At 62.9% G+C, this 26847-nt stretch carries 26 protein-coding genes, 1 tRNA gene and 1 pseudogene; 19 read left to right on the top strand and 9 right to left on the bottom strand.

What is annotated here, in order from left to right; all coding sequences use genetic code 11:
* From Q0D31_RS13525 to Q0D31_RS13510, 4 genes and pseudogenes are all read left to right on the top strand, one after another.
* Positions 1-504: pseudogene (locus Q0D31_RS13525) on the top strand (hypothetical protein); the annotation flags it as partial.
* Positions 505-524: 20 nt separating this feature from the next.
* Positions 525-794: a S4 domain-containing protein gene (locus Q0D31_RS13520; RefSeq protein ID WP_291851388.1), complete on the top strand. Its 270-nt coding sequence runs from the start codon at positions 525-527 to the stop codon at positions 792-794.
* Positions 795-914: 120 nt separating this feature from the next.
* Entirely contained in the window at positions 915-1253 is a 339-nt protein-coding gene (gene fdxA / locus Q0D31_RS13515; protein WP_291851443.1) for a ferredoxin FdxA, read from the top strand.
* Between the two features lie 412 nt (positions 1254-1665).
* Entirely contained in the window at positions 1666-2514 is an 849-nt protein-coding gene (locus Q0D31_RS13510) for a CarD family transcriptional regulator (RefSeq protein ID WP_291851384.1), read from the top strand.
* Positions 2515-2737: 223 nt separating this feature from the next.
* Here Q0D31_RS13510 and Q0D31_RS13505 read toward each other — a convergent pair whose 3' ends face one another.
* Positions 2738-4177 carry a M48 family metalloprotease gene (locus Q0D31_RS13505; protein ID WP_291851381.1) on the bottom strand — a complete coding sequence of 480 codons (1440 nt, stop codon included), beginning with the start codon at positions 4175-4177 and terminating at the stop codon, positions 2738-2740.
* A gap of 156 nt (positions 4178-4333) precedes the next feature.
* Positions 4334-5107 carry a thermonuclease family protein gene (locus Q0D31_RS13500; protein WP_291851378.1) on the bottom strand — a complete coding sequence of 258 codons (774 nt, stop codon included), beginning with the start codon at positions 5105-5107 and terminating at the stop codon, positions 4334-4336.
* 80 nt (positions 5108-5187) lie between these two features.
* Here Q0D31_RS13500 and Q0D31_RS13495 point away from each other — a divergent pair, with 80 nt between their 5' ends.
* From Q0D31_RS13495 to Q0D31_RS13480, 4 genes are all read left to right on the top strand, one after another.
* Complete coding sequence (locus Q0D31_RS13495; protein WP_291851375.1) at positions 5188-5601, top strand: VOC family protein; 414 nt, start codon at positions 5188-5190, stop codon at positions 5599-5601.
* A 132-nt stretch (positions 5602-5733) separates the two neighbouring features.
* Positions 5734-6945 carry an ABC transporter substrate-binding protein gene (locus tag Q0D31_RS13490; RefSeq protein WP_291851372.1) on the top strand — a complete coding sequence of 404 codons (1212 nt, stop codon included), beginning with the start codon at positions 5734-5736 and terminating at the stop codon, positions 6943-6945.
* A gap of 149 nt (positions 6946-7094) precedes the next feature.
* Entirely contained in the window at positions 7095-7889 is a 795-nt protein-coding gene (locus Q0D31_RS13485; protein ID WP_291851369.1) for an enoyl-CoA hydratase, read from the top strand.
* A 1-nt stretch (position 7890) separates the two neighbouring features.
* Positions 7891-8655: a hypothetical protein gene (locus Q0D31_RS13480; protein ID WP_291851366.1), complete on the top strand. Its 765-nt coding sequence runs from the start codon at positions 7891-7893 to the stop codon at positions 8653-8655.
* A 177-nt stretch (positions 8656-8832) separates the two neighbouring features.
* Here the strand turns inward: Q0D31_RS13480 and Q0D31_RS13475 are convergent, their stop codons facing one another.
* The 3 genes from Q0D31_RS13475 to Q0D31_RS13465 are packed head-to-tail and all read right to left on the bottom strand — an operon-like array spanning position 8833 to position 11967.
* Positions 8833-9657 (bottom strand): enoyl-CoA hydratase/isomerase family protein, encoded by an 825-nt coding sequence (locus Q0D31_RS13475; RefSeq protein ID WP_291851363.1) that lies wholly within the window; start codon positions 9655-9657, stop codon positions 8833-8835.
* Between the two features lie 39 nt (positions 9658-9696).
* Positions 9697-10857: an acyl-CoA dehydrogenase family protein gene (locus tag Q0D31_RS13470; RefSeq protein WP_291851360.1), complete on the bottom strand. Its 1161-nt coding sequence runs from the start codon at positions 10855-10857 to the stop codon at positions 9697-9699.
* Between the two features lie 42 nt (positions 10858-10899).
* Complete coding sequence (locus tag Q0D31_RS13465; RefSeq protein ID WP_291851357.1) at positions 10900-11967, bottom strand: acyl-CoA dehydrogenase family protein; 1068 nt, start codon at positions 11965-11967, stop codon at positions 10900-10902.
* A 283-nt stretch (positions 11968-12250) separates the two neighbouring features.
* Here Q0D31_RS13465 and Q0D31_RS13460 point away from each other — a divergent pair, with 283 nt between their 5' ends.
* The 3 genes from Q0D31_RS13460 (at position 12251) to Q0D31_RS13450 (ending at position 13869) form a co-directional block, all read left to right on the top strand.
* Positions 12251-13033, top strand: a complete 783-nt coding sequence (locus Q0D31_RS13460) for an SDR family NAD(P)-dependent oxidoreductase (RefSeq protein WP_291851354.1) — start codon at positions 12251-12253, stop codon at positions 13031-13033.
* Positions 13034-13204: 171 nt separating this feature from the next.
* Positions 13205-13423, top strand: coding sequence for a hypothetical protein (locus Q0D31_RS13455; RefSeq protein ID WP_291851351.1), 219 nt, complete (start codon positions 13205-13207; stop codon positions 13421-13423).
* Between the two features lie 8 nt (positions 13424-13431).
* Complete coding sequence (locus Q0D31_RS13450) at positions 13432-13869, top strand: CAP domain-containing protein (protein ID WP_291851348.1); 438 nt, start codon at positions 13432-13434, stop codon at positions 13867-13869.
* 49 nt (positions 13870-13918) lie between these two features.
* Here the strand turns inward: Q0D31_RS13450 and Q0D31_RS13445 are convergent, their stop codons facing one another.
* Positions 13919-14536 (bottom strand): hypothetical protein, encoded by a 618-nt coding sequence (locus Q0D31_RS13445; RefSeq protein WP_291851441.1) that lies wholly within the window; start codon positions 14534-14536, stop codon positions 13919-13921.
* A gap of 28 nt (positions 14537-14564) precedes the next feature.
* Between Q0D31_RS13445 and Q0D31_RS13440 the strand changes: the two genes are divergently transcribed.
* The 5 genes from Q0D31_RS13440 (at position 14565) to Q0D31_RS13420 (ending at position 17317) form a co-directional block, all read left to right on the top strand.
* Complete coding sequence (locus Q0D31_RS13440; RefSeq protein ID WP_291851344.1) at positions 14565-14909, top strand: hypothetical protein; 345 nt, start codon at positions 14565-14567, stop codon at positions 14907-14909.
* Between the two features lie 126 nt (positions 14910-15035).
* Entirely contained in the window at positions 15036-15674 is a 639-nt protein-coding gene (locus Q0D31_RS13435; protein ID WP_291851341.1) for an RraA family protein, read from the top strand.
* Positions 15675-15710: 36 nt separating this feature from the next.
* On the top strand, positions 15711-16079 hold the full coding sequence (locus Q0D31_RS13430; RefSeq protein WP_291851338.1) for a cupin domain-containing protein: 369 nt from the start codon (positions 15711-15713) through the stop codon (positions 16077-16079).
* A 55-nt stretch (positions 16080-16134) separates the two neighbouring features.
* A complete protein-coding gene (locus Q0D31_RS13425; protein WP_291851335.1) occupies positions 16135-17094 on the top strand; it encodes a tripartite tricarboxylate transporter substrate-binding protein in 960 nt (319 codons plus the stop codon).
* 146 nt (positions 17095-17240) lie between these two features.
* Positions 17241-17317 (top strand) — tRNA-Arg (locus Q0D31_RS13420).
* A 1181-nt stretch (positions 17318-18498) separates the two neighbouring features.
* Here the strand turns inward: Q0D31_RS13420 and Q0D31_RS13415 are convergent.
* A complete protein-coding gene (locus tag Q0D31_RS13415) occupies positions 18499-19392 on the bottom strand; it encodes a hypothetical protein (protein WP_291851332.1) in 894 nt (297 codons plus the stop codon).
* A 192-nt stretch (positions 19393-19584) separates the two neighbouring features.
* On the opposite strand from Q0D31_RS13415, the gene Q0D31_RS13410 reads away from it, so the two are divergent.
* The 3 genes from Q0D31_RS13410 (at position 19585) to Q0D31_RS13400 (ending at position 24345) form a co-directional block, all read left to right on the top strand.
* Positions 19585-21813, top strand: a complete 2229-nt coding sequence (locus tag Q0D31_RS13410) for a hypothetical protein (protein WP_291851330.1) — start codon at positions 19585-19587, stop codon at positions 21811-21813.
* A 491-nt stretch (positions 21814-22304) separates the two neighbouring features.
* Complete coding sequence (locus Q0D31_RS13405) at positions 22305-23306, top strand: alpha/beta fold hydrolase (protein ID WP_366518519.1); 1002 nt, start codon at positions 22305-22307, stop codon at positions 23304-23306.
* Positions 23248-24345 (top strand): MBL fold metallo-hydrolase, encoded by a 1098-nt coding sequence (locus tag Q0D31_RS13400; protein ID WP_291851326.1) that lies wholly within the window; start codon positions 23248-23250, stop codon positions 24343-24345. Before Q0D31_RS13405 ends, Q0D31_RS13400 begins: the two co-directional genes overlap by 59 nt.
* A gap of 39 nt (positions 24346-24384) precedes the next feature.
* On the opposite strand, the gene Q0D31_RS13395 is transcribed toward Q0D31_RS13400, so the two are convergent.
* Both Q0D31_RS13395 and Q0D31_RS13390 read right to left on the bottom strand, forming a co-directional pair.
* On the bottom strand, positions 24385-25917 hold the full coding sequence (locus tag Q0D31_RS13395; RefSeq protein ID WP_291851434.1) for a bifunctional UDP-sugar hydrolase/5'-nucleotidase: 1533 nt from the start codon (positions 25915-25917) through the stop codon (positions 24385-24387).
* 71 nt (positions 25918-25988) lie between these two features.
* On the bottom strand, positions 25989-26798 hold the full coding sequence (locus Q0D31_RS13390; RefSeq protein WP_291851323.1) for a substrate-binding domain-containing protein: 810 nt from the start codon (positions 26796-26798) through the stop codon (positions 25989-25991).
* Positions 26799-26847 lie beyond the last annotated feature (49 nt).

The raw sequence follows: 26847 nt of genomic DNA, 5'->3' as shown, positions 1-26847 counted from the left end.
GCGCGCGAGGCCGCTGCGCCGGCAGTGGCCGCTGAAGGCGGCGAGGCGGCCAAGCGCGAGCGTCCGCGGCGTGGCCGCCGCAACAGTGAATTCCGCAAACCGCGAACGGATGCGCCGGCCGACGCCGCCGTTGCCGTGGTCGCCGACGGCGCCCCGGCGAGCGAGGCGCGTCCGGATTCCATCCGGCCGCCGCGCGAGCGCGTCGAAGGCAAGGGCCGCGACGACAACCGTCGCGACAAGTTCGATCGCAACAAGGGCGGTCGCAGCGAGGGTGATCGCGGCAAGGGCGATCGCAGCCCGCGCGACAAGGGCCGCGAATTCGGCGGGCGCGACAAGGGTTCGCGCGACAAGGGCGGCCGCGACAAGCGCGACGGCGGTCCCTCGCATCGTCCATGGGCGACCAGTGCCGCGCCGCGCGAGCGCGACCGTCCGGCCGATCCCAATTCGCCGTTTGCCAAACTGGCGGCGCTGAAGGAACAGCTCGCCGGCAACAAGGACCGCTGATTGCATGAAGGCGAGTTTGTTTGGAGCGGCAGCGTCTCGATAAATGGCTGTGGCATGCGCGGGTGGTGAAGACCCGCGCCTCGGCGGCCGCTTTGGTCGAGGCCGGTCATGTCCGCATCAACGGCGTGCGCGAAAAGGCGCCGGGACACGCGGTGAAGATCGGCGACGTGCTCACGATCGGCCTCGACCGCAGCGTCCGCATTCTCAAGGTCGCGGGATTTTCGCAGCGGCGCGGCGATGCGGCGGCCGCACGCGCGCTGTATGATGATTTGCAAAACCGCGAGCAATGACTATCTGTTAAGATAGACGGGACAGCTGAAAACGGCCATTTGACGCCCGCCGCTTCTCTTGCGGCTGGGCACCTCATGCGCTACGCCAACGCCGGAAAACTGACCGTTTCGGAGCCTTGGATGACTTACGTCGTCACTGAAGCCTGCATCAAATGTAAATATACCGACTGCGTTGAGGTCTGCCCCGTGGACTGCTTCTACGAGGGCGAGAACATGCTGGTGATTCATCCCGACGAATGCATCGACTGCGGCGTATGCGAACCGGAATGTCCCGCCGATGCCATCAAGCCCGATACCGAGCCCGGGCTGGAGAAGTGGCTCGAGGTCAATACCGAGTACGCCAAGCTCTGGCCCAACATCACCCAGAAAAAGGAATCGCCGCCGGAAGCGAAAGATTTTGAGGGTATGGAAGGCAAGTTCGAGAAATATTTTTCCAAGGAACCCGGCACGGGAGACTGATTGGCCGTCCGTCCTGGAACCAGGCTGGTCCCGTTTCGGCTCTAATCTGGCCGGATCAAGGACTGCAGATTTAACCCTGTTGACCGACTTAGGCCGGAAATACCCCCGCAACCCTGGGGAACTCGGCGTAAATCATTGATTTTTGCGGAAAATGTGCTATATTGGGCACATTAATAGCCGAACGTGGCCATGCGTAGCTTTGGCCCCGGTGGTTTCCGCACAACATCGAACAGGGGCGTGGAAGTTCCGCGCGCAGGCTGTGTCACAGAAAACGCGTAAAAAGAGTGCTTCCAAGACCACGAAAAAAGCCGCCGCGGCCCGCCGCAGCGCAACCAAGGGCCGTGCCAAGGCGCCTGCAAAGGGCGCCAAGAAGGCTTCGGCCGCAAAGTCCTCAAGGAATAAAAGAAGCGCAATGCCAAACAAGACTACCAAAACTGCCGCGAAAGCGACGGGTTCGAAGGCCCCTGCTTCGAAGGTCGCTGCCAAGGTTCCTGCCAAGGCCGCTGTGAAAGCCGCTCCGCCGAAGGCTGCTGCTCCGAAGGCTGCCGTCTCCAAAGCCGTTGCTCCCAAGGCCATTGCGCCCAAGGCCGTTGTCGCACCGAAGGTCGTTGCCAAGCCGGTGGCCGCGGCGCCTCGCGTCGAGGAGCCGAAGAAGGTCGTGACCCAGCGTCAAGGCTTCAAGGCCAATGAATTCGTCGTCTATCCCGCTCACGGCGTCGGCCAGATCCTGGCCATCGAGGAGCAGGAGATCGCGGGTGCCAGGCTCGAATTGTTCGTGATCAATTTCATGAAGGACAAGATGACGCTCCGCGTGCCAACCGCCAAGGTCGCCAATGTCGGCATGCGCAAGCTGTCCGAGCCGGCGCTGGTCAAGAAGGCGCTGGAAACCCTCAAGGGCCGGGCCCGCGTCAAGCGCACGATGTGGTCGCGCCGGGCGCAGGAATACGAAGCGAAGATCAATTCGGGCGACATTGTCGCGATCGCCGAAGTCGTTCGCGATCTCTTCCGTTCGGAATCGCAGCCCGAGCAGTCCTACAGCGAGCGTCAGCTCTATGAAGCCGCCCTCGATCGTCTGTCGCGCGAAATCGCCGTCGTCCAGCACTCGACGGAGACGGAAGCCGTGAAGGAGATCGAGAGCCAGCTCGCCAAGAGCCCGCGGCGCGGCGCCAAGACCGAGGCGACCGGAGCTGAAGGCGAAGCCGACGAAGCCGACGTCGAGGCCGACGGCGACGACACCGCCGTGGCGGACGAAGCCGCCTGAAAGGGTTCGACGGATTGAAATCAAGAGCCCGGCGGAAACGTCGGGCTTTTTGTCTTTTGTGCGAAACTCTCTCCACACGTCGTCCCCGCGAACGCGGGGACCCATAACCACAGGCGATGTTGTCTGGCGAAGGCGTCTGCCCGATTGCCTTACAACAACCGCCACGGCGTATGGGTCTCCGCGTTCGCGGGGACGACGAGAGAGGAGAGGGAAGTCCCAGACCTCAATCCACCACGATCTTGACGCGATCCCTTGGCTTGACCTGGGCGTTCGCTTCCAGCCCGTTGAGGATGCGGAAGCGTTCGGCGGGACGATCGACGCCCGCCATGCGGTGGGAAAGGGATTCCACGGTGTCGCCGGGCTGCACGGTAATGACCTTGATGCGCAGCGGCCGCGCCGACTGGATCTCTTCCAGCGTCAGGCGACGGAACGAGTTGACGGTTTCGCGCGCGTTGCGCTCGCTCTCGGTGGTGCGCTGCTTGGTGGCGAAGATGAAACGGTAGACGTCGCTGCCGAAGCGCAGCGCATAAACCTTGAACTGCCACTGGTCGCCGCTCGCCGACGCCGACGCCACCGGGAAGCCGTTGATGGTGAGGTCTTCGGTCGAAGCCTTGTCAACCCCGTCCATCCAGCCGGAATTGAGATAGTCCGAGAGCGACTGTTCGGCCGGCACCCGCACCACGTCGAAGCGCATCGCCTGGGTGCCGCCCTCGCGGACGCCGATCACGGCCTGCGCCGTGTTGTCCAGGGTGAACGTGTCGGGCGCGGCGAAGGAGAAGCCGAGCTTGGGGTGCAGGAAGCGCCGGCCGCGCACGAAGCCCTCGCTCGGATCCTCGCCGTAGACGATGTTGTCGATCGCGGCCAGATAGGTCTCGCGGTCGCGCTCGCTCGATTGCGGCGAAGCATATTGCCGGGCGCTCGCCTGCGCGTTCTTGACGCGCTCGGGCGTCGCCGGATGCGAGGACAGGAAATCCTGTGCGCGCGGATCCAGCGAGACCTTGCCGGCCTTGAGCGCCGCGTTGCGCTCCATCGCCAGCAGGAAGCGGGCGGCGCCATAGGGATCGAAATTGGCGCGCGCCGAAATGCCGACGCCGATGCCGTCAGCCTCGAATTCCTGCGCGCGCGAGAAGCTCGCCATCGTCAGCTTGGTCTTGGCCAGCGCCAGCGCCGTGAGGTCCGGATCGTTGCCCATCTCGGTGACGACGCGGGTGACCACGGCCGCTTGCCGCGCCTGGTCTTCCCGGATCGAGGCGTGCTTGGCCAGCACATGCGCCATTTCGTGGCTGAGCACCGAGGACAATTCCGAGGTGTCGCTGGCGAGCGCGATCAGTCCGCGCGTCACGTAGAGCTGCCCGGTCGGCAGCGCGAACGCGTTCACGGCGCCTGAATTGAGGATCGTGACCCGGTAGGCCTGGTCGGGGCGGTCGGATGCCGCGACCAGCCGGTCGACGGTCTTGCCGATCAGGGCGCTGAGCCTGGGATCGTCATAGGCGCCGCCATAGGAAGACAGGATGCGCTCATGCTCGCGCTCGCTCGCGGGCGTCTGCGCAACTGTCCGATTGGGCTTGGTCGACGCGGCCGTGGGGGCCGCGGTGTCCAGCCGTCCCACATTGCCGCAGGCCGAAAGAAGTAGCGCGACGCACAACAGCGCCGGCGCTGCCAAAAGGCGGCAGCCTGTCTTTTCCCCACGCCATCCCGCACGATGCGTCAAATCAACTACTGGGACCGGTGATCCGATCGGCTTCGATCAGACCCCGGTCTCATCCCCTTTGTTTGCCCATGATGGCTTCGAAACCGCCGCCGGGCCTCGAATCACGCGCTATTTTACGCTCAGAACCTCAACCTGCCCCACCCGCAGCAATTCGATCCGTGGTCCTCCCCGCGACCAGATATAGCCCCGGACACGAATCCGACGATTTTCGAGCGACTTGGCTCCAATTCCGGCCGACTCGAAGGCCGGCATGGTGCGCCTTGAAATAGTCGCGGCAAAGTCCTGTGTCCAGTTCCGCCCGAAATTCAGGTAGGTTGTCGCCCCCACCTGCCGAACAGACATTACCCTGCCCTCAACTACCAAAAAACGCCCCATCCCCGCCAGAATATCGCCCGCACTTTCCGCGTTTTTTATGACAGCGGGATCAGCCCATACTCCTTTTTTTGCCTGGCGCGCCACGCCTTCGGCGGCCGCCAGCGCGGCGGCGCAGTCCCTGTCGGTCACATCGACGGATGCCAGCGCCTCGCCGCGGCGAAGCATTTCGCCTTGTACCGATGTCTCCGAGCCGGTTGCGAAGACAAAGGCCGGCTGCCGGCCGTAGCGATCGGGTGCGTCGTCCTCGCCATGCAGCGTCACATCGCGCCCGCCGATGATGGCCGACAGCGCGGCTCTGCCGCGGGCCGCGTCCGTACCTGTTCGCTCGATCCCGGCAAGGCGGATTTCGCGGCCGTCATCGAGGCGAAAGCTGCGCCCGTCGATCACGGCGACGACGCGCCCTTCGCCCTGCGGCTCGAACGCGCAATCGGCGTCCGCGCGTGCGCCGGTGGACAGCAACAGCAGTGCCGCAACAATGCATCCGTGACGCCGGGCCGGATCGGTCATAACCTGGTTCTTGTCCCTGCCTGTTCCAGTAGAAGGGTGTCAGGGCTTTGCTACCAGAGATTGCCACGCGGGGGGAGGCCATGGAAGTCAACGGCATTGCACATATTTTCCTCACCGCCTCGAATTACAAGCGCTCCCGCGACTTCTACGCCAGACTGCTGCCGTTCCTCGGGATGAAGCCTGTGATCGACACCGAAACGACCTACTACTGCGTCGGCGGCCGCACCGCGATCGGCATCAACGCGCCGTCGCCCGAGCACGCCGGCGCGGCGTTCGAGCAAAAGCGCGTCGGCCTGCATCATCTCTGCTTCCGCGCCCGCGAGCGCGCCGATATCGACGAACTGCATGCCTTCCTGGTCGGCGAGGGCGCAACGGTTGTGCGCGCGCCGCGCGAGGACCGATGGGCGCCGGGATACTACTCGCTGCTGTTCGAGGATCCCGATGGCATCCGCCTTGAGGTCAATCACGTTCCGGGCAAGGGGCTGCTGGGGTAACCATTCCGTTCGGCGGAAAACGCAACAGGCCATGCTCGCAGCGCTCGCGCCTTGCCGCTGCTGACGGCATGCGGCATGATCGCGCCGACAAGAATGCTAAGCCGCAGGCAATGTGGCAGGGGAGGACTTTCAGTGAAAAAAACCATCGGCGGCATTATTATTGCCGCGGCGCTGGCGATGTCGGCGACCGCGGCGCTGGCGCAAGCCAAGCCACCGCTCAAGCTCGGCGGCATTCTCGACATGTCGGGCCTCTACGCCGATATCACCGGCGTCGGCAGCGAGACGGCCGCGAAGATGGCGGTCGAAGATTTTGGCGGCGAAGTGCTGGGACGCAAGGTCGAGATCGTCGCCGCCGATCACCTCAACAAGGCCGACCTGGCCGCCAGTATCGCGCGCGACATGCTCGACAACCAGGGCGTGGAGATGCTGTACGATGTCGCGGCGTCGGCCACCGCGCTGGCCGCCGGCGAGATCGCGAAAGCCCGCAACAAGATCGTCATGTACAGCGGCCCGGCCTCGATCCGCCTCAGCAACGAGGCCTGCGGCCCCTACACCGTGCATTATGCCTATGACACCTACGCGCAGGCGAACGTCACCGGGCTTGCCACCGTCAAGTCGGGTTTCGAGACCTGGTTCTTCCTGACCGCCGACTACGCCTTTGGCCATGACCTGGAAAAGGACACCACCAGCGTGGTGGTGAAGGCCGGCGGCAAGATCCTGGGCGGCGTCAGGCACCCGCTCAACACGTCGGACTTCTCCTCGTTCCTGCTGCAGGCGCAAAGCTCCAAGGCCAAGGTCGTCGGTCTCGCCAATGCCGGCGGCGACACCATCAACGCGATCAAGCAGGCGGCGGAATTCGGGCTGACGCGAAGCGGCGGCCAGAAGCTCTCGCCGCTGCTGGCGTTCGTCACCGACATCGACAGCGTCGGGCTGGAGACCGCGCAGGGTCTGTTGCTGGCCGAGGCCTTCTATTGGGATCTCAACGACGAGACGCGGGCGTTTTCCAAGCGCTTCGCCGAGCGCGTCAAGCGGCCGCCGACCGCGGCGCAGGCCAGCGTCTACTCCTCGGTCGGCCATTACCTGAAAGCGGTCAAGGCCGCCGGCACCACCGATGCGGCCGCGGTCATCAAGGTGATGAAGGACACGCCCATCAACGACATGTTCGCCAGGAACGGAAGGATCCGCGAGGACGGCCGCATGGTGCACGACATGTATCTGTTCGAGGTCAAGAAGCCGCAGGAATCGAAGGCGCGCTGGGACTATTACAAGCTGCTGGCGACGATCCCCGGCAGCGAGGCGTTCCAGCCGCTGGAGGCCTCGCGCTGTCCGCTGGTGAAGAAGTGATTGAGTGAAAGGTCGTCATTCCGGGATGGTGCGCTAGCACCAGACCTCAGATGCGCAATTGCGCACCGGGGAATCTCGAGATTCCGGGTTCGATGCTGCGCATCGCCCCGGAATGACGGAGCAATTAACAACAACGAAAGCATCCACCGATGAGCGCAAATGAAATGGTTCTCCAGCAGCTCGATGCCGGGCTGCTCACCATCACCATGAATCGTCCCGACCGGCGCAACGCGCTCAACCCGGACATGACGCGCGGGCTGGTGGAGGCGGCGCGGCGAGCGGCCGAGGATCATGAGGTGCGCGCGGTGCTGCTCAAGGGCGCCGGCGGCACCTTCTGCGTCGGCGGCGACGTCAAATCGATGGCGGAGGGGCGGGCGCCGCTCGGCTTCGAGGCCAAGATGGCCAATCTGCGCCGTGGCATGGAAGTCTCGCGCATCCTGCACCAGATGCCGAAACCGGTGGTGGCGCAGCTCGACGGTGCCGCGGCCGGCGCCGGGCTCTCGATCGCGCTGTCCTGCGACCTGCGCGTCGCCAGCGCCTCCTGCAAGATCACGACCGCGTTCGCCAAGGTCGGGCTTTCGGGCGATTACGGCGGCACCTATTTCCTGACCCAGATGCTCGGGGCCGCCAAGGCGCGCGAACTGTATCTGACCTCGCCGGTGCTGAGCGCGACCGAGGCCTACAATCTCGGCATCGTGACCAAGGTAGTGCCGGACGCCGACATTGACGCCGAGGCGCGCGATCTCGCGATGTCGCTGGCGCAGGGGCCCTCTGTGACGCTGGGCTACATCAAGCGCAACATCAACAACGCCGAGACGATGTCGCTGGAGGCCTGTTTCGACGCCGAGGCGATCCACCACTCGCGTTCGGGCGATACTGCCGACCACAAGGAAGCGGCGAAGGCGTTCGTGGAGAAACGCAAGCCCGCATTTCAGGGTCATTGAGATGACCGAATATCTCAGGCTGCGACAGATATGCCTGGTGGCGCCGCATCTGGAGCCGGCGATCTCGGACATCTCCGCGATCATGGGCCTTGAGGTCTGCTACCGCGACGGCAACGTCGCCAAGTACGGGCTGGAGAACGCGCTGCTGCCGGTCGACACCATACTGCTGGAGGTGGTGGCGCCGTTCCAGCCGGGCACCGCGGCCGGGCGATTTCTCGACAAGAACGGCGGCCGCGGCGGATACATGGCGATCTTCTGCTGCGACGATCCCGACGCGCGCGGCCGGCACGCCAACGGGCTCGGCGTGCGCACCGCCAACGTCATCACGCACGCGCCCTATCACGGCGTGCAACTGCACCCGCGCGATTGTCGCGCCGCCTTCATCGAGTTCAACCATACCACCGGCAGCGACGATGTGCTCGGCCCCTATCCGCCGGCAGGCCCGGACTGGCAGAAATCGATCAGGAAGGACGTCACGCGGGCGCTGACCGCGGTCGAAATGCAGAGCCCGGATCCGCAAGGCCTCGCCGCGCATTGGGGCAGGATCACCGGCATTGCCGTCAGCAACAATGCCCGCGGCGAGCCCGAGCTGAAATTGCCCAACGCCAGCTTCCGCTTCGTCAAGGGGCCGAGCGATCTGATGAGCGGGCTGACGTTCGAGGTTGCCGATATCGCCAAGGTGCGCGACGCCGCTCGCGCGAAGGGCTGCAAGGTGTCGGGCGACAGTTTCGATCTTTGCGGCGTGACGTTCAAGCTGGTGGCGTGAAGCGACACCGCGGCCCCTCTCCCCTTGTGGGAGAGGGTGGATCGACGACGCGAAGCGGCGGCGAGACGGGTGAGGGGTTCTCTCCGCAAACAAATCTCTCGCGTGGAGAGAACCCCTCATCCGGCGCTTCGCGCCACCTTCTCCCACAAGGGGAGAAGGGGAATTGCGGATGGAAACTTATCTTCCCTTGAAGTTCGCCACCCGCCGTTCGGCGGTGGCCTTGACGCCTTCCTTGAAATCTTCGGTGGCGCGCAGCCGGCTCTGCTCGGCGAGTTCGTGGTTGGTGGCCGCCAGCACCCGGTCGGCGAGGCCGGCGCGCATGGTGGCGCGGGTCGAGATCAGGCCGAGCGGCGAGCATTCGGCGATTTCCTGGGCGAGCTTCATCGCCTCGGCGCGCACCTGGTCCTGCGGAACGCAGAGATTGGCGAGACCCATCCTGGTGGCCTCCTCACCGGTGACGCGGCGGCTGGTGTAGAAGATCAGTTCCGCGTTGTTCCTGCCGACCAGTTCGGGAAGCGTCGTGGTCAGCCCAAAGCCCGGATGAAAACCGAGCTTGGTGAAGTTGGCGGCGAAGCGCGCCTCGGGGCAGGTGACGCGAAAATCCGCGGAGACCGCGAGCCCGAGACCGCCGCCGATGGCGGCGCCCTGCACGGCGGCGACGATCGGCTTCTTGTTGCGGAAGATGCGCACCGCATGCAGGTAAAGGCTGTTGATCGAACCCAGGCTGTCGGCCGGGTCGCCCTTGGACTTGGATTGGGCCTTGGCCTCTTCCGCCTCCTGCGCCTGCCGCGCCGGATCGCTGAAATTGGCGCCGGCGCAGAACGCCTTGCCTTGCGCGGCGAGAACCGAAGCGCGGATTTCGATCTCCCGGTCGAATTCCTCCAGCGCGTCCGCGATCTGGTTGATCAGCGAGATGTCGAAGAAATTCAGCGGCGGCCGCTGGATCTCGATCAGGCCGACATGGCCGTGCTTCTCGACGCCGATATCCGTGTACTTGCTCATGCGATTTCCTTTTCGAGTTGGCGAAGGCCCGGCCGCGCGCTAGCGCAAGCCAAGCCCGCGGGCGATGATGCCGCGCAGCACCTCGGTGGTGCCGCCCTGGATCGTCAGCTTGGGTGCGGTCTTGATCGCGAACGACAGTTGATGCTCCAGCGTCTCGCGGTTGGTGGCGGTTTCCTCGACAAAAGCGGCGAGGTCGCGCACCCGGTGCGGCAGCTGCTGTTCCCACACCGTGCCGATGTCCTTGACGATGGAGGCCTCGACCACCGGCTCCTTGCCGGCCTGCAGCATGCCCGCCACCGACACCGACATGCGCCGCATGGTGTGGACCTGCGCCACCAGCCGGCCGATGCCCTCGGCGCTGCGGGTGTCCGGGTTTTTGCCGACCGCCCGAACCAGTTCGGTCAAGACGTAATAGGTTTCCAGAAAACGCTCCGGCCCCGAACGTTCATAGGCGAGTTCCGAGGTCGCCTGCTTCCAGGCGCCGTCGACTTCGCCAAGCACATGATCGTCGGGAAGGAAGTGGTCGGTGAACACCACCTCGTTGAACTCGAATTGCCCGGTGATCTGACCGATCGGGTTCACCTGGATGCCCGGCTGCTTCATCTTGACCAGGAATTGCGTCAGGCCGTGGCGGCGGTTTTCCTTGGTCGGCGGCGAGGTGCGGAAGATCGCGATCATGTAGTCGGCGATATGGGCCGACGAGGTCCAGATCTTGGTGCCGTTGATCAGGTAGCCGCCGTCGGTCTTGGTGGCGCGGGTTTTCGCCGCAAACAGGTCGGAGCCGGAATTCGGCTCGCTCATGCCGATCGCAAAGCACACCTCGCCGCGGCAGATGCGCGGCAGGATGTCCATCTTGATGTTCTCGGGCGCGTATTTCAGCAGCACCGGGCCGCTCTGCCGGTCGGCGACGAAGAAGCGCCGGGTCGGCGCGTTGGCCACCCGCATTTCCTCGGTCACGACATAGCGCTCGAGGAACGAGCGTTCGTGACCGCCGTATTTCTTCGGCCAGGTCATGCCGAGCCAGCCGCGCGCGCCGACCTTGCGGGAGAATTCCGGCGCGTCGGTGTCTTCGCGATTGGGCTGGTGCGGGTCGAAGGTGCCGGCGGCGATTTCCTCGGCGAGAAAGGCGCGCACTTCCTTGCGCAACTGCTCGCATTCAGCTGGCAGGCGGATCGGATCGAAACGGAGGGCTGCGGTCATGTCAGGGTCTCGACTTCCAATGCGGACAAATCGGCGTGAAACTCAGCGCGAGGCCACCAGCGGCCACAGCTCATCGGCGCCTCGGGCGGCCACCAGCCTGCCGAGTTCGACCGCCCAGTGGCTTTCGGAACCGAAATCGTCGCGCCACGCCAGCGCGCGCAGCGAATACCGGTGCAGGATGTGCTCGATGGTGAAGCCGATCGCGCCATGGACCTGATGGGCGATGCCGCTGCCCTTTTCGGCCGCCTCCGCGCAGCGAATCTTGGCCGCGGCGGCCTCGAGGAACAGCTCATCATTGAAGGCGGTGGCGTTGGCAAAGGCGTCCGCGGCCGAAGTCGCCGCCGCCAGCGCCGCCGCCGACTCGCCGGCCAGCCGCGCCAGATTGTGCTGCACCGCCTGGAATTTGGAAATCTTCTTCTCGAACGCGACGCGCTCGTTGGAATAGCGCACGGAAATCTCCAGCATCGATTCCAGCGCGCCCGCGATCTGCAGCGAGCGCGCGACGCCGCCCATCAGCATCAGCTGCGTCTGGCCGAAACCAAAGGGCGCGGGCTTGATCGTGGCCGGCTGGGCCTTGTCCAGCGTCACGGTGTCGGACTGGTCGCCGCCGAGATTGAGCCCGGTCTCGATCCGGCATTTGCCGGCCTCGACCAGCGCGATGTGCTGGCTTCCCTTCGCGTCGCTGGCGAGGACCGCGATGTGCCGGGCTGATTTCGCAAACGGCACGCCGCGGGCCTTGCCCGACAGGGTCCCGTCGGCGTTGACGCTGATGCGGTCCCTCGGGCTGGCGGGCGCGACCGTCATTTCACCGTCGGGCGAGGAAATTTTCGCCTGCGCCAGCAGCCAGCCCGCCAGCATGGTTTCGGCGAGCGGCACGGCGACGGCAAAACGCCCGGCGACGCTCAACACGCTGAAACCTTCGGCCAGCGACGCGCCGGAACCGCCACACTCTTCGCCGACCCAGGACAGCGGCAGGCCGGCTTCGGTCAGCGCCTGCCACAGCGGCGCCTTCCAGGCGCCCTTGCCGTCGCGATTGATGGTCTGGGCGTCGGCGAGATCGGCGAAGATCTTCTCCGCGGTCTCGGCAACGATGTTATCACTCTCCGCCACGGCGTTCCCCGATATTGATGGGCGCGGCCCCGCCCTGGCGCGCCGCGCCAGGGCCTCGGGTGCGGCCTTTTCTTGCGCTTTATGATGGGCAAAAGCCATAGCCGTGACAAGCGCTGTCCGCAGGGCCGCCTGCGACGGTGGCATGAGGATCGGGCGCGAAGAATTAATTCCGCGCAACGGATTTTCTCGGATTTGCACGCCGTTCGTCGCGCGATATGGTAGGCGCTCTGCCTGCCGACCGGCGGCGCCAACGCCAGCTCAAGAACAACAAGAGGAAATGCGGATGTCGAAGGATGGTTTGTGCGCGATTGTCACCGGCTCCGCCTCGGGCCTCGGGGCGGCGACCGCGGCGATGCTGGCCAAGGGCGGCGCGCGTATCGTCGTCAACTATTCCAGCAGCAAGAAAGAGGCCGAGGCGACCGCCGACCTCTGTCGCAGCGCCGGCGCCGAGATCGTGGTGGTGCAGGGCGACGTTTCCCGGGACGAGGACTGCAAGAAGATCGCGGCCGCCGCGGCGTCCTGGGGCCGTCTCGACGCGCTCGTCAACAACGCCGGCGTCACCAAGCACGTGCCGCATGACAATCTGGACGGGCTTTCGGCCGAGGATTTCCAGCGCATCTACGCCGTCAACACCATCGGTCCGTTCCAGATGATCCGCGCGGCGCGCGCGCAGCTCGAGGCCGGCGCCAAGGCGTCCGGCCGTCCGTCCGCGGTGGTCAACATATCTTCGGTGGCCGGCATTTCCGGCGGCGGTTCCTCGGTCGCCTATGCCGCGAGCAAGGGCGCGCTCAACACCATGACGCAATCGCTGGGGCGGGCGCTGGCGCCGTTGATCCGCGTCAACACCGTCTGCCCCGGCTTCATCGATACGCCCTGGTTCACCAAGGGCCGCGGCGAGGCCGGCGCCAAGGCGGTGCGCGACTCCGTCGTGGCCAAGGTCCCGCTCAAGGTCGCCTCGAAAGCGGAGGACATCGCGCAACTGGTGTGCTTCCTCGCATTGCCCGCCTCGGGCCACATGACCGGCGAGTTCGTGCGGATGGACGCGGGGATGCATCTGGTGTTGTAAATGTTTGAGACCGTCATTCCGGGATGGTGCGTTAGCACCAGACCCGGAATCTCGAGATCCCGGGTTCGATGCTTTGCATCGCCCCGGGATGACGGCCACGCCGTCAGCGGTTACCCGGATCGGAGATCACGTGGCTCATTTCGCTTGCGAACGATCGATGGGAGAGGCGGCATGAACCGAACAGGTCCCGCGCTTTTCGCGGTCGCCGCCCTTGTCGGTTCCGCGTCACTGGTTCCGGCCTACGCCGCGCCGCCGACGGTGATACCCTCGCCGGGCTATGATCTGCGGTTGCGGGAGCAGCGGGCCGCGTCGCGGGCGGTCGTGCAGCCGCCTGCTCCGGTCATCAAGCCGGCGAAGCCGCGTCGCGCCGAGCGGGCGCCCGCGCATTGATGCCGCCGATGTTGCGACGCTCCGCATTGAAGATATTACTCGCGCTCTGCGTAAGCGTGCCGTTCGCCGGCACGGCCGAAGCCGCCGACTATGCCGGCGCCATCAGCGCCTTTCGCCGCGCGCATGGATTGAAGCCGGTGAAGCTCGACGCCAGGCTCAACGCGGCGGCGCTCAAGCAGGCGCAGGCGATGGCCGCGAGCGGCTCGGTCAGCCACAGTGCGGCCGGCAGTTTCTCGTCGCGGATGGCGCCGTTACGCAAGTCGCAGGCGGCGGAGAATATCGGCGCCGGTTTTCTCACCTTCGCCGAGATGCTGAAGCAGTGGCAGAATTCTCCCGGCCACCGCGCCAATCTGCTGCTGCCGGGTGTGAGCCGCGTCGGCGTCGCCTTTGTCGACAACGCGAGGTCGCCCTATCGAAAGTTCTGGGCAATGGTGATCACGGACTGAAGCCGCCGGCCGGCAGCCCGTTTGAAACACGGGCGCGCAAGGGCGCAGTTCAACTTCGCTTCTGTTTGGGTTGCGACGCCTGCGACGAGCCGAACATCTTCTTCAGGCCGTCGATTCCCTGCGAGAGCCGCGGCCATTCGCAGGAGAACGAACTCCGCGCGCAATTGATGGCCCTGATCCGCGCCGCCTGCTTGACGGGGCTGGCCACCGGTATCGGCACCTTTTCGGTTTCGCTGCGAAGGGAAACCTGTTGCACCGGCTTCGGTTGCGCCTCCGGTGGCTGAAGTTGCTGGGCCATCAGCGCCGCGGCGATGCGGTTGCGGCGCTGGCGATCGAGATAGGCGGTGTACTGTTCGTCGATCTTCTTCTGCTCTTCCGGCGTGGGGTTCGGTCCCGCGATGTCGAAGGTCCGGTCCTGCATGAAATCGTAATAGGTATAGCCGCCGCCGGGCTTGCGGCGGCCGGCGTATTTGGCGTTGCAATCGGCAAGCGCCGCTGTCTTTTCTTCTCTGCTCTTGGCCTTCTCCGCCAGATCCGCGCACGATTCGAAATCGAACGGCGTACTCCGCCACCACTGCGCGCCGGAGCTTACCGGCGCCAGCACCAACAGGCTCCCGACTGCGGCAACAACAAACGCAACTGCACGTGAGGCGATCACGGAAGGTATTTCTCCAGTCGATTCTTGGGAGCTTTGCTTGATTCGATTGTCATCATTTTGGCAGCGCTGTCACCCCAAAATTGTACCGCTTTCTCGCTTGCGCCGCAGTCTGGATCGCGGCAAGTCGATGGAACTTTTGTCGCTTGACAAGAAATTCAAGGAAATTCAACGACGAAGAGTTGGCGGGCGCCGCCACGCAGTGATCACGGATGCGTCACGTGAGGTATGGGGAAAAGCGCCAAATTGTGGCTGGAATCATCTCGACCGCGGCGGCCGTCATGATTCGCATCGTTCGCCCGGCTCCGCCACCTCAACTGCAGAATTCGTAGTCGAGCGAAAATCGGTTCTGTCCTTCGACATCGGCTGGCTGGCGGATCCTTAAGGACCGGGTGGCCCGTCCCGGTTGGCGGGTATTGCGCCAGGTGGCGGAATGACCGAAGAAGGCTCTGTTTTGGCGACCGCGCCCTAAGTCGCATGTGCCAAAGCCGTGAGGGGGAAAGCCGTCTGCATGAACATCACCACCGCCATGACCCGCGTGGCGAAGGCCGCGCCTGACCTGATCGAGGCGTTCCGGGACGCGCCGACATCCGTGATCAGCGACAATTTGGCCCGGCTTCCGGGCGCGGTGGGCCTGCGGCCGTTTCACCGCGGCGGCCGGCTGGTCGGCCAGGCCTTTACGGTGCGCACCCGTCCCGGCGACAATCTGGCGATCCATCACGCGCTCGAACTGGTTGGGCCGGGCGACGTGATCGTGGTCGATGGCGGCGGCGACGAGACCCGGGCGCTGGTCGGCGAGATCATGAAGAACATCGCCGAACACCGCGGTGCGGCGGGCTACGTGATCGACGGCGCGATCCGCGACGTCGCCGCCTTCGCGGCTTCCGACTTTCCGTGTTTCGCCCGCGCGGTCATCCATCGCGGCCCCTACAAGAGCGGACCGGGCGAGATCAACGTGCCGGTCTCGATCGGCGGCTCGGTGATCAACCCCGGCGACATCGTGGTCGGCGACGAGGACGGCGTGGTGTCGTTTCCGGTCGCGATCGCGGCGACGTTGCTGGAGGCGGTCCGCGCCCAGGTCGCGCGCGAGGAGCAAACCCTGGTCGCGATCCGCGAAGGCCGCTATCAGGGCAGCTACGGCAAGTCTTGACAGGCACAGGCGCGCAACGGCGCTGACGGAGGATCCATGAGTCAGAAGAACGAGTTTCACAATCTCGACCATCCCGATGACGGCCTGTTTCGCGATCTCGCGCCGGGCCTCACCACGCGCATTTTCGCCGGCGAGCAGGCGATGCTGTCGGTGGTGACGCTGGCGCCGCATTCGCAAGGCACGCTGCACCATCATCCCGAGGAGCAATGGGGCGTGCTGCTCGAGGGCTCCGCGATCCGGGTTCAGGGCGGCGAGGAAATTCCGGTCAAGAAGGGCGACTTCTGGCGTACGCCCGGCAACGTGCCGCACACGATGCGGGCCGGGCCCGATGGCGCCCGCGTGCTTGACATCTTCAGCCCGCCACGGCCGGAGTACAAGAAGGCCGGGTCCGGCTTCGGCGCCTGACCGGTCACGTCTGCGACAAGAGCAACAGGTTCGGGGACAAACGGGGAGAGATTTTGTGAAGATTACCAGACGTGGATTGCTCGCGGCGTCAGCCGCGTTTTCGGTCGCGCCGGCGTGGGCGCAGCCGGCGAAGAACCTGACGCTGGTGGTGCCGTTTCCGCCGGGCGGATCCACCGATGCGCTGGCGCGGCTGCTGCAGTCGCATTTGCAAGTAAAGCTCGGCCGCACTGTTCTGGTGGAGAACAAGTCCGGCGCGGCCGGCTCGCTCGGCGCGGCGCAGGTCGCCAAGAGCGCGCCTGACGGCGCGACGTTTCTCGTCACCTTCGATTCGCACGCGGTGATCCCGGCCATTCTTGAGAAGCCAGGCGTCGACGTCGAGAAGGAGCTGGAGCCGGTGTTCCTGGTCGGCACCGCGCCCTATGTGGTCGCCGCCAACGCCAGCCGTCCGTACCAGACCTTCGCCGACGTCGTCGCGGCCTGCAAGGCGAGCCCCGGCGCGGTGAAATACGCTTCCGTCGGCATCGGAACGCTTGGCCATCTGGCGATGACGCTGCTCGGCAAGAAGGCCGGCGTGGAAATCACCCATGTGCCTTACCGCGGCGGCGGCCCCGCCATGAACGACGTGCTCGGCGGCCATGTCGATCTGATCGTGGGATCGGCCGCGCTGATCACGGCGCAACTGGGCGCCAGCACGCTTCGTCCCATCCTGCAGATGGGGCGCGAGCGGTTGCCGGTGCTGAAGGATACCCAGACCGCGATCGAGGCCGGCTATCCCGATTTCGAGACCCTGGCCTGGTGGGGCATATTCGCGCCAAGGGACACGCCCGCCGAACTCATCGCCGGCATGGCGAAATCGGTGCGGGAGATCCTGAGCGAGCCGGCGGTGGCGGCGCAGCTGCGCGACACCCAGCAGATGTCGCTGCTGCTCGCCGAAGGCAAGGATTTTGCGAAGTTCTTTGCGCGGCAGGTGAGCATCTGGGGCCAGGTCGTGCGCGAGAACAACATCAAGGCGTGAGGGCGTGCTGCCACTGCGCTCATCGTGGCCTCCTGTCACCAGCAGCCCAGCCCTCATACCAGCCTGAGGGCCTGCATGGAGGGCTGGCGATGCCACGCCCGCTTTGGTATGAAGCGTCCAAGTACCCGCCAATCCAGCGGGTCCGCGGTCCCGTAGCTCAGCCGGATAGAGCGACGGTTTCCTAAACCGTAGGTCGCATGTTCGAGTCATGCCGGGATCGCCAGCTTTACAAGGATTTTACGCGCTCCGATCGGGGGCGCGTTTTGTTTTTGGCTCTTTTTTGGCTCTCGCGTGCAATCGCTTCTTTGATCAGTCACGTGCGCGGGATTGGCACATAGAATACGTGCGACGTAGAGGCCAGGTCGTCGAAATAGACCGACATAAACACATCCCGCTCCGCTGCCTCCTCGATCGACGACGTCACCGCCGGTGCCCTGCGAGGTAGTCGATGAAGCGGTCCAAAAAGCCTCCCCGAGATGATCGGGGAGGGTAACCGAACGCGGGAGGTGCGCCCGGGCTGGGGGAACGGTGGCACATGGTGCCCTCATTGAATCATATATTAGGTTCCCGTGCGTCGTTCGGGCGGACAAGGCTCCAGCGGAGACAGGTATGAGTCGCACGAAAGATAAAACGCACTGCATGGCGGCGGGGTAGGCTATTGAGCTGCCGTCGTGCTCAGCCAAATCTAACTACTAGCTTGGCACCATCTACTCGCAGAGTTACGGGCCGCTTTGCTGGCAGGCTATTAGCTCCGTAACGCCAATCGTCATGCTTATGGGGATGTCCCTTGTGTTGGGCAAACCATACCAAGGCGGAGGATGGCCGCGGAGCCCAGGCTTCTCGTTTTCAATGTTAAACCAAATGGCGTATCCCTTTCCGTCTATCCGAGCGCAGAGGGGAATGACTTTGGTCTCGCCAGGTAGCAAATCGAACAGACCGCTGCGCAGCGTCCTCGATAATGCGAGACACATCGCTGTAACCAACCAGGTCAAGTTCCACGACGGTCTTGTTGGGCATGCTGTCGCTCCATTTCGAGGTAGTTGGCACGATCTTTAGCCGTTCCGACACGTAATTCGGTGTTTAGACGTTTAGACTACTCCAAAACTAGAACAGGGACACCCCGGCGTGGCGGTTTTGGCACATCGCGTCATTTCGCTGCGCTACGGAATTTGGTCGCTATAAGGGTGCATAGCGGACATCGATCAAGCACGCACCAATCAAGCTCGATTTATGAGTACGCACGCTAGATTCATTTCAGCGGTCACGTGATAAGAATCGGGATCAGCAAGTTTATTGACCGGAAGTTAGTCAATTGCGCGAAGTGAGTTGAATACAATGAAGCCCTTCGATCGAAGAGGCTTCATACCTTATCTGCATTCCTCCAAAGGTTCACGCGGTGAGGGCCTATGACCGCGGCACCGCGGCGACGACCTTCGAGACGACGTACGAATTGTTGTCGTTCTCATATATGCCGAGTTCCGGAGAAAACGTTTGCTTGTAGGTGATCTCCACATCGAGCGCATCACCGGCCCCGAACAGAACTTCATGGCGGTCGATCTGATCAAGAAACCCGGCGTCTGAAATAGGTGCGGAAATCGGCACACCATTCCATTCGAATGACCATTTTCGCTTCGCGTGATTAAGCCACGGTTTGATGACGAGCAGACGGGCACGCTCTCTTCTGAAGCGTTGGTTTGCTTCATCAATCGATTCAAGGATTGCCGTCTTAGGAAAGGCGGGGAAGTCGGCGCGCGGTATCTGAATGGTCGGTTTCGCATCGTTGAGACTAGCCGTCATGCCGAAGTCGGTAACGGCTTTGTCCGCTTCGAGCGCCCGAAACATCCGTCGGATTCCTTTTTCAACTACCGGATTTTTCTTGGCGTTCTGGCTTGTATTGTAGACGTTTCGCGGCACGATGACCGTCTCGTGCCCGACCTTAATCGTGACTTCGGCGGTGGTGATGATGATTTGCGGTGGCGGATCTGACGGCTTGAGCGTGTGGTCGTAAATGACGGTTGCCACAATCGCCCAGAAAATCGCCTTAACTCCTTCCGTTAGAAGGCCGGGTCCGTCCTTGCGGATACGGCGAATAACGGTCCGGTAGCTTCCGGGCCCCGCGGCCTCGACGACGATTTCAATCTCCTGGCCGGGATCGACAGTCGAGCTGATGGCGCGCGCGGTTTCCGCAAAGCCGATGAGTGCTTCGCCCAAAGTGTAAGCGTCCATGCGGCCTGGCAGTCCGCCAAAGTGCAGGACGATCGTTTCGTCTCTGAAGCCGTCAACCCTGATAGTCGCCATTGCGCACCCCTACCCTCATCCTATGGTTGCGCTTCTGCGCAGGCAACTCGCTGTCACGAGAGGCTAGGGTGTAATTGCTTGAAAAGACTTGCTTTAAAAAATGTTCTACCGTGATCTACGAAAGCCCTTGTGCTTCTTCCGACGCGATGCCATTATTTTATAGTACACCGTAGTACAGGACGAGAGAAGATAATGCCCAATACGGCCCATATCTACAAGTCAAAGTCTGGGAACTGGAACATCAGCTTCCATCACCCGATCTGTCGTGACGGCTCCATCGGCAAGAAAATTCATCGCAGTCTCAAGGTGAGTGAAGAGCCGGACGCTCAGGCACTTCGACTGCAGATGGACGAGTTGTTGGCGCTCGCCGACAATCCATCGTTGCTGCCGACACGAAGCTACGCAATTGCCGACCAGAAGTATGCGGCCGTCGTCATCGACGCCTTTTTCGATTGCATGACACCGGAGCCGATTGATTATCTTGCGCTCCGTGAACGAGCGATGCCGTTACCGGTCAAGAACAAAAGAAAAGGAAAGGTCCCCCACATCCTGCTCGTGGGGCCGACCGGCTCCGGCAAGAGCCGCTTTACTCAGCATCTGCTCCAAACCACATCGGAAAACTTCCCGATGCGCGGCGCAGGACGTACCACAGTCGCTGACACCGAAATAATCGTTGACGACGTCGATTTTGCAGCTGCCTTCACCCTTTATGCAAAGAATGAAATCCGGGAGGTCATCAAGGAGAATATTCTCGAAGCCTGCGCGTTCGCTCACAGAGAGCAAGGGGACAGGGAAAAAATTGCTTCAAAGCTTCTTGTCGATTCCGACAAAAGGTTCCGTTTCAACTTCACACTAGGTAAGTGGACGAGCAACGATAAAATTACCGATGCAGATTTCGAATTCGAGGCCGAGGACGACGAATCCGATTTAGACGCTGGGGCAGAATTGGTCGCTGAGCCTTGGACGAAGTTTGAATCATGTGTTGATCAGATCGTTTCAATGACCGAAGTGGCGGTGGATAAAGCGCGACGCGAGCTCCAACCGACGTCAGAAAAGGATGAATTGGTCATCGATGAATACTGGGTGCAGTACATCGACCAAGACCAAATTTCCTCCCTTGCGGAAGAAATATTGGAAGAGCTTGAAAGGCGGCTTTGCGAGGCCACTGGGGTGTCTTCCTGGCCGGTAATCCACAGGATAAAAGACACGACTGACAAAGCGGATTTCTTTCGGCGGCTTCGCCCTTTTTACCAAAACGACCGAAAATTCTTCGGCGGATTGCTCACTCCGCTCGTGCAAGGAATTCGAGTTCAGGGTCGATTTGCGCCTCCCGGCTGGGCGTCCGAAAATATGCCTACCTGGGTGTTGCTCGATGGTCAGGGTGTAGGTCATGATCAGGGCGGAGCTACCAAGATCAATCGTACTGTCCCGCCTGAACTGGTAAGAAAATTCTCAGGCGCGGATTATATCTGCCTTGTTGATCGAGCAGTGCCAGCCATGACCGGTGACGCGCCAATTCTTCTCGAGAACCTGATTGTCAGAGGTTATCAAGATCGTCTTGCGATAATCTTCACGCATTTCGAAAATGTAGAGGCTCCCGATTTGGATTGGTCGGGCAGAAAAGCAAAGGTGCTGGAGGGGCTCAGTAATGCAATTCAAAGTATTGGGTCACTTCCAAAAGCACAGCGCGTTCAGCTTGAACGCACTGGAGAGGCAAAGGCCTTTTTTCTCTCTCGCCTCAATCAGCGTGATATCAAGCTGAAGTCGACCCAATCAGAAATGCATCGCATCTGTGATGCATTCAAACGAAGCGTATTTGAAGCGGACATTCCAAAATTCCGGCCCCTCTATAACGAGTATCAGATTGCAAACGTTTTGAGCCGAGAAGTTGCTGCTTTCAGGAGCGACTGGAGCTCGGCGGAGCTTGCCTCCTATCAGTGGAAGATTATGCAAGCGCTGACAAATTGGATCGGTCATGGGTACAGCGACGGGTATCCGAGGCGAAACTTATATCCAGCGCAGGACCTTTCGCAGCGCATCGTTTCAGCGATCTCGACTGAGCTGGAATCGCCGATTGATTGGGACCCTTACCAACCGGAAAACGAAAGCGAGCAATCTCGCATTCTAAATGCAATCCGAAGCAAAGTTGGCGACGGCGTCGACGCGTATTGCCGTGACGTCGTTGTGCGCGACCCCCGCAAAGCGCTATGGCTCCCTGCGTACGAAGATATCTCCGGAGCTGGCACGCAAAAACGACGGGCGAGGGCGGTAGCGCGTATTCTTGAGGATCGGGCGCAATTACCCGACGAAGGCCTTGGCACGTTTACCAAGGATATTTGGAGCATCGTCGAAAGGGCGGTAAATGAAATTTGCTCAGCAGGAGAAGGACAAGTCTCGCCGTCTGTGGCGAAAGCTGTCTAGAGGCCGATCGACTAGAGCTCCCGGGCGCGGCGTGCGCGCTGCGGCTTTCCGCGGGAATTTTCGCGGAAGAAGAGCTCCTCAGCTTTCCGTCGCGCATGACGAGGTAGGGTAGACCGCTCAATGTCTATTCCAGGGATTCCCGATCGGTTCTCCGGCGGCAGGTCATCGTCTATCACAGAGTTTCCTAAACCGTAGGTCGCATCTTCGAGTCATGCCGGGATCGCCGATACGCGTGCCATTGGCGAGCATGACCCAGGTCAAAGGGGGCGCGCAGGCCGTCCCTAACGTGATAATCTAGAACGCCATGGGCCGATCGGATAACGCGCTTGTCATCGCAGCCAACAGAACCACCGAAGCCAGCGGAGCCGGGCACCTCCTCGTCGCATGGGCTGTGGTCATGGCCGTTTGAGTCGGCGAAGCTGGCGCTGGAATCGTATTGGTGGTGGTTCGATTCCCGAACCGGATTGCCGGATCGAGCGGGCGAGAGTTCCTTGCCCTGGACCACCGCCAATTCCATCGCGCTTGAGCTGCCGTCGATGCGGCTGCGCGAGTTTTCCCGCAAGCGTGCCGGGCGGCCGGTGCTGGTCTGCGCGCCTTACGCCTTGCATGGCGCGTTGATTACGGATCTTGCGCCAGGCCACAGCGTTGTCGAAGCGCTGCAGCAGGGTGGCCTGGGCCGGGTCTATGTCACCGATTGGCGCTCGGCCGCACCCGAGATGCGCTACTTCTCGATCGACAGCTATCTGTCCGATCTCAACGTCGCCATCGACGAGATCGGGGCGCCGGTCGATCTGGTTGGCCTTTGCCAGGGCGGCTGGCTCGCGCTGGTCTATGCCGGCCGTTTCCCAGGCAAGGTGCGGCGGCTGGTGCTGGCGGGCACGCCCGTCGATATCTCGGTTCCGTCGGATCTGTCGCGGATGGTCGCCAACCTGCCGCCGCAGATGCTTGATGCATGGATCGACCGCGCCGGCGGCACCGTCAGCGGCGGGCGAATGCTTCATCCTTGGTCGCCCTCCTACAGCCTGCACGACAAGGAAGTTATCCTGCAGCTCGACGAAGCCGGCGGCACGCCGCAAGCGTCGGATGTGCTCGAGCGGTTCAATCGCTGGAATGACGCGCCGCTGGATTTGCCCGGCGCATACTATCGCGAGGCTACCAACTGGATTTTTCGCGAGAACCGGATTGCCGAGGGGCAGTTCGTGGCGCTCGGCCGCAAGATCGATCTGGCGGAGGTCAAGGCGCCGGTTTTCCTGCTGGCCGGCGAAAACGACGAACTGGTGCCATTGCAGCAGGCGTTGGCGACCGCCCGCCTGCTTGGCACTCCCTCGTCATCGCTCGTAACAGCAAGCGAACCTTGCGGTCACCTCAGTCTTTTCATCGGCCGCAAGGCGTTGAGCGATTCCTGGCGCCGGATTGCCGAATGGCTTGCTAAGGATGATGTCGCCGGTCCATTGGATAAATCGCGGCTCCCCCAGGTTCCTGGTTCCCGGTGAAATTCGTGCGTCGGAAGAACCTGATCGGTCCCGGCGCGTTACCTGTCACTGTCTGTTTGGCGGGAGCCAGGACCACGACGCAAGTCCTGGAGGCTGCATTGTAACGGTGGACCTGGGACTTTGGTGGAGCGACGTCGTGACCAGTGAACAGCCGCGGGCGCAAGCCCGCGTCCATGGCTTCTACGAGAAGCGAACCTCCAGCATCCAGTATGTGGTGGCCGATCCGCAAACCAGGAAATGCGCGATCATCGATCCGGTGTTGGACTTCGACACCAATTCGGGCGGCACCGCGACGCGATCGGCCGATGAGATACTGGCCTTCATCGCCGAGCGCGGCTACGAGCTGGATTGGATTCTGGACACCCATCCCCATGCCGACCATTTCTCCGCGGCCGGCTATCTGACGGACCGGACGGGCGCGCCGACGGCCATCGGCGAGAAGGTCGTCGACGTCCAGAAGCTCTGGCAGAAGATCTATCATTCCGAGGACTGCTGCCCTGCCGACGGCTCGCAGTGGGACAGGCTTTTCGCCGACGGCGACCGCTTCAAGATCGGCGCCATGGATGTCGAGGTGATGCTGACGCCCGGGCACACGCTGGCATCGATCGCTTATGTCGTCGGCGATGCCGCCTTCATCCACGACACGCTGTTCATGCCGGACGGAGGCACCGCACGCGCCGATTTTCCCGGCGGCAGCGCCCGCGATCTATGGGCCAGTATCCAGCGCATCCTGACGCTTGGCGACACGACGCGCCTGTTCACTGGCCATGATTACTGCCCCGGTGGTCGCGACCCAAGGTGGGAAAGCACGGTGGCGCAGCAAAAAACCGACAATATCGACCTTCGCAAAGCCAAAACGGAGGCCGACTTCGTCGCGCTTCGCGAGGACAAGGACCAGAGACTGCCAATGCCCCGGCTCATCCTGCAATCGCTGCAGGTGAACCTGATGGGCGGACGCCTGCCCGAACCCGAGAGTAACGGCAAACGCTACTTGAAAATTCCACTAGACGCCTTCAAAAGCGTGCCGTGGAGCGATTGAGGCGGCAGCGCCTGTGACTTGCGCCCGCGAGTGTTTCAGTCATCCCTTCGTTTCCCGTTCGACCTTTACATCGCCCAATGCAGGGACGCGCACGGTGCCAGCCTTGCGGAATGCGTCGGTAACGACATCGGCGATGCGTTGATCTCGCCGGACGACGTCGTTTCCGTTGGCGAAGGTGGTAAACTTGTGCAGTCCTTCCAGAAATCCCGCGTTGACCGCGACGCGGTAGCGACGCGACGGATCGAGCGGAGAGTTCAGGACCGAAATGTCCCGAACGCGCTGACCGGCGCTTCGGCGCAAGTCGGCCGACCACGCTATCCCGTCGCTCTGGATCAGACCGCCAACGCCATCCAGCGGCGCCGGCGGGGCCAGGTTTACGGCGGCCTGTTCGAGTACGTCGTGAAGCTGCGTTCCGCTCAGGGTAAGGGTCGCGATCTTCGAAGGGTGAGGCAGCAGCGTCGTCAGGGCTTCGCGCGAGATCGGGCCCGGATTCACGGAAACGCCGTAGCCGACGCCGGGCATGAACGCGATTTCCGCGCCGGTAGCTTCGCGGAGAATGCGGCAGACGAGTTTGTCGAACGGGCTCTCCGAGCGATACTGGCGACCAATTCGTTCGCCCGCATTGGCGATCACGTCACCCAGTTGCCGGCCGTGCGGCGCCCGCAGTCGGGCGATCAGCTTGCCGATCGCCGGGTCGGGCGCGAACGTGTCGCTCCACAGCTCGTGCATGGCGCCCTTGACTTGCGCCACCTTGCCGTCCTGCACCGCGAGCGTCACCTCTCCGAGCATGGCGCCGTCCGACATCGCCTGCACCAGCCATCCGCCGCCGACGCGCTCGGGCGGGGTGATAAGGTCATGCGAGTGAGCTCCGATGACGAGATCGATTCCCTCGACCTCTTCAAGCAATTTGCGATCGACCTTTGATCCCTGGTGCGAGACTACGACGATGGCTTCGGCCTTGCCGCGCATCCCGGACACCAGGCGCCGCGCAACATCGATGCCGCTGACGAATTCCAGCCCATCGACGTTGTCGAGGCTGCCGGTGAGGTGGGTGTTGTGATACCCGAGCGCAAGCAATCCGACCGTGACGCCGCCCACCTGTTTCAGAAGCGTCGCCTCCCCGATGAACGGCCGGCCGGATCCGCGTTCGATGATATTGGCGCCGCGCATGGGGAACGTCGCAATACGGGCCAGCTCCCGAGTTCGCTCGACGCCATAGTCGAAATCGTGATTGCCGAGCGCCATGAAATGGTAGCCGACCGCATTCATCAGCCGAATGACGGCTTCGCCCCGGGTGAGATTGCCGAGCAAATCATCGGCAAACGTATCGCCGCCGTCGACGAGCAGCACGTTGTCGCGTCCCAGCGCAGCCCGTCGCCGGGCAAGCGCGGTGGCCAGTTGGCCGAAACCGCCGATGCGTCCTGATCGGCTGAACTCCTGGTGCTCGCGTCCATGGTCGCCGGTCTGGGCGGTAGCGTTGCCGCCGGAAACGTCGAACGGCAAGTGACGGCCGTGGCGATCATTGGTGTGCAGAATCGTGAACGTACGCCGGCCGCTGGCCGGCTGCGCCATGGCCGGCGTGGTGCTCAAGGCCAGTCCGGCAATCAATACATCGCGACGCGTCGGCATCTCACTTGTCCAACTCAATTCGACGGTGTCGACCATCCCCATTTGCGAAACACGGCAGCGCCTTCGCTCGACGCCAGATATCGGGCGAACGCCTCGACCTGGGGGTTATCCTTGCCGCGCCGCGTGAGCACGATGCCGGTGTCGCGGTAGATTCGAAACTCGGGTTCGACCTCGACGACGTCGGCCAGCGTGGGGTTGGCGACTTGCCAGATGTTCCAGATGATCCAGGCGTCGAGCGTAGGATCATCCGTCCAGGCCTGCTTTGCTTCGGCGCTGGTTGCCGCGAAAACCTTGATGTTCGACCTCAGGGTGCGCACCATGCCGATGTCGCCCGACCGCCCAGCCATATCCTCCCACAGCCCATTCTGACCGGCGCCGTTAACAACCAGAATCCGCCGACCCGGAGCGAGGAGGTCCTTGAAGCCCTTGATGCGCTGCGGGTTGCCAGGGCGCACGAGAATGGCTGAAGGTCGCAGATACAGAGGTCGCACCTCGACCGGGTTGACGCGGTCTCCCAGCGCCGTGACGAAATCCGTCATCATGGTTTCGGAGCCGCTGTATATCAGGTCACCTCTGGATTTGGCCTCTTCGATCCACTTTGCGGTTGGACCGCCCACGACTTCGACCTGTACCCCCGCTTTGGCGCTGAACTGCGCCGCCGCCTCTTTCATCGCCGGCAACGGGCCGCCTGGGCCATAAACATGAACGACGCTGGCCTCGGTCTTTGGGCCCGGCTGGGCGGGAAGGGGCGTGTGCAACGCCGATAGCAGGGTAAGCGCGGCTAGCGCGACGTTGCGGATGTGGCTTTTGGGCGTTCGGTACATCGAGACACTTCCTTCTATCGCAACGCGTGCGGAACCTCGCCTTGAAGAA

Source organism: Bradyrhizobium sp. (genome assembly GCF_022844465.1).
GTDB lineage: Bacteria > Pseudomonadota > Alphaproteobacteria > Rhizobiales > Xanthobacteraceae > Bradyrhizobium.
Note: the sequence above shows the minus strand (reverse complement) of the source record. Positions and strands in the feature narration are given on the sequence as shown.

What these genes read in the sequence shown, in the direction of transcription:
- fdxA (WP_291851443.1), top strand. Translation starts at nt 915, where the DNA reads ATGACTTACGTCGTCACTGAAGCCTGCATCAAATGTAAATATACCGAC.
- Q0D31_RS13510 (WP_291851384.1), top strand. Translation starts at nt 1,666, where the DNA reads ATGCCAAACAAGACTACCAAAACTGCCGCGAAAGCGACGGGTTCGAAG.
- Q0D31_RS13500 (WP_291851378.1), bottom strand. Translation starts at nt 5,107, where the DNA reads ATGACCGATCCGGCCCGGCGTCACGGATGCATTGTTGCGGCACTGCTG.
- Q0D31_RS13495 (WP_291851375.1), top strand. Translation starts at nt 5,188, where the DNA reads ATGGAAGTCAACGGCATTGCACATATTTTCCTCACCGCCTCGAATTAC.
- Q0D31_RS13485 (WP_291851369.1), top strand. Translation starts at nt 7,095, where the DNA reads ATGAGCGCAAATGAAATGGTTCTCCAGCAGCTCGATGCCGGGCTGCTC.
- Q0D31_RS13480 (WP_291851366.1), top strand. Translation starts at nt 7,891, where the DNA reads ATGACCGAATATCTCAGGCTGCGACAGATATGCCTGGTGGCGCCGCAT.
- Q0D31_RS13475 (WP_291851363.1), bottom strand. Translation starts at nt 9,657, where the DNA reads ATGAGCAAGTACACGGATATCGGCGTCGAGAAGCACGGCCATGTCGGC.
- Q0D31_RS13470 (WP_291851360.1), bottom strand. Translation starts at nt 10,857, where the DNA reads ATGACCGCAGCCCTCCGTTTCGATCCGATCCGCCTGCCAGCTGAATGC.
- Q0D31_RS13460 (WP_291851354.1), top strand. Translation starts at nt 12,251, where the DNA reads ATGTCGAAGGATGGTTTGTGCGCGATTGTCACCGGCTCCGCCTCGGGC.
- Q0D31_RS13455 (WP_291851351.1), top strand. Translation starts at nt 13,205, where the DNA reads ATGAACCGAACAGGTCCCGCGCTTTTCGCGGTCGCCGCCCTTGTCGGT.
- Q0D31_RS13450 (WP_291851348.1), top strand. Translation starts at nt 13,432, where the DNA reads ATGTTGCGACGCTCCGCATTGAAGATATTACTCGCGCTCTGCGTAAGC.
- Q0D31_RS13435 (WP_291851341.1), top strand. Translation starts at nt 15,036, where the DNA reads ATGAACATCACCACCGCCATGACCCGCGTGGCGAAGGCCGCGCCTGAC.
- Q0D31_RS13430 (WP_291851338.1), top strand. Translation starts at nt 15,711, where the DNA reads ATGAGTCAGAAGAACGAGTTTCACAATCTCGACCATCCCGATGACGGC.
- Q0D31_RS13415 (WP_291851332.1), bottom strand. Translation starts at nt 19,392, where the DNA reads ATGGCGACTATCAGGGTTGACGGCTTCAGAGACGAAACGATCGTCCTG.
- Q0D31_RS13410 (WP_291851330.1), top strand. Translation starts at nt 19,585, where the DNA reads ATGCCCAATACGGCCCATATCTACAAGTCAAAGTCTGGGAACTGGAAC.
- Q0D31_RS13400 (WP_291851326.1), top strand. Translation starts at nt 23,248, where the DNA reads ATGATGTCGCCGGTCCATTGGATAAATCGCGGCTCCCCCAGGTTCCTG.
- Q0D31_RS13395 (WP_291851434.1), bottom strand. Translation starts at nt 25,917, where the DNA reads ATGGCGCAGCCGGCCAGCGGCCGGCGTACGTTCACGATTCTGCACACC.
- Q0D31_RS13390 (WP_291851323.1), bottom strand. Translation starts at nt 26,798, where the DNA reads ATGTACCGAACGCCCAAAAGCCACATCCGCAACGTCGCGCTAGCCGCG.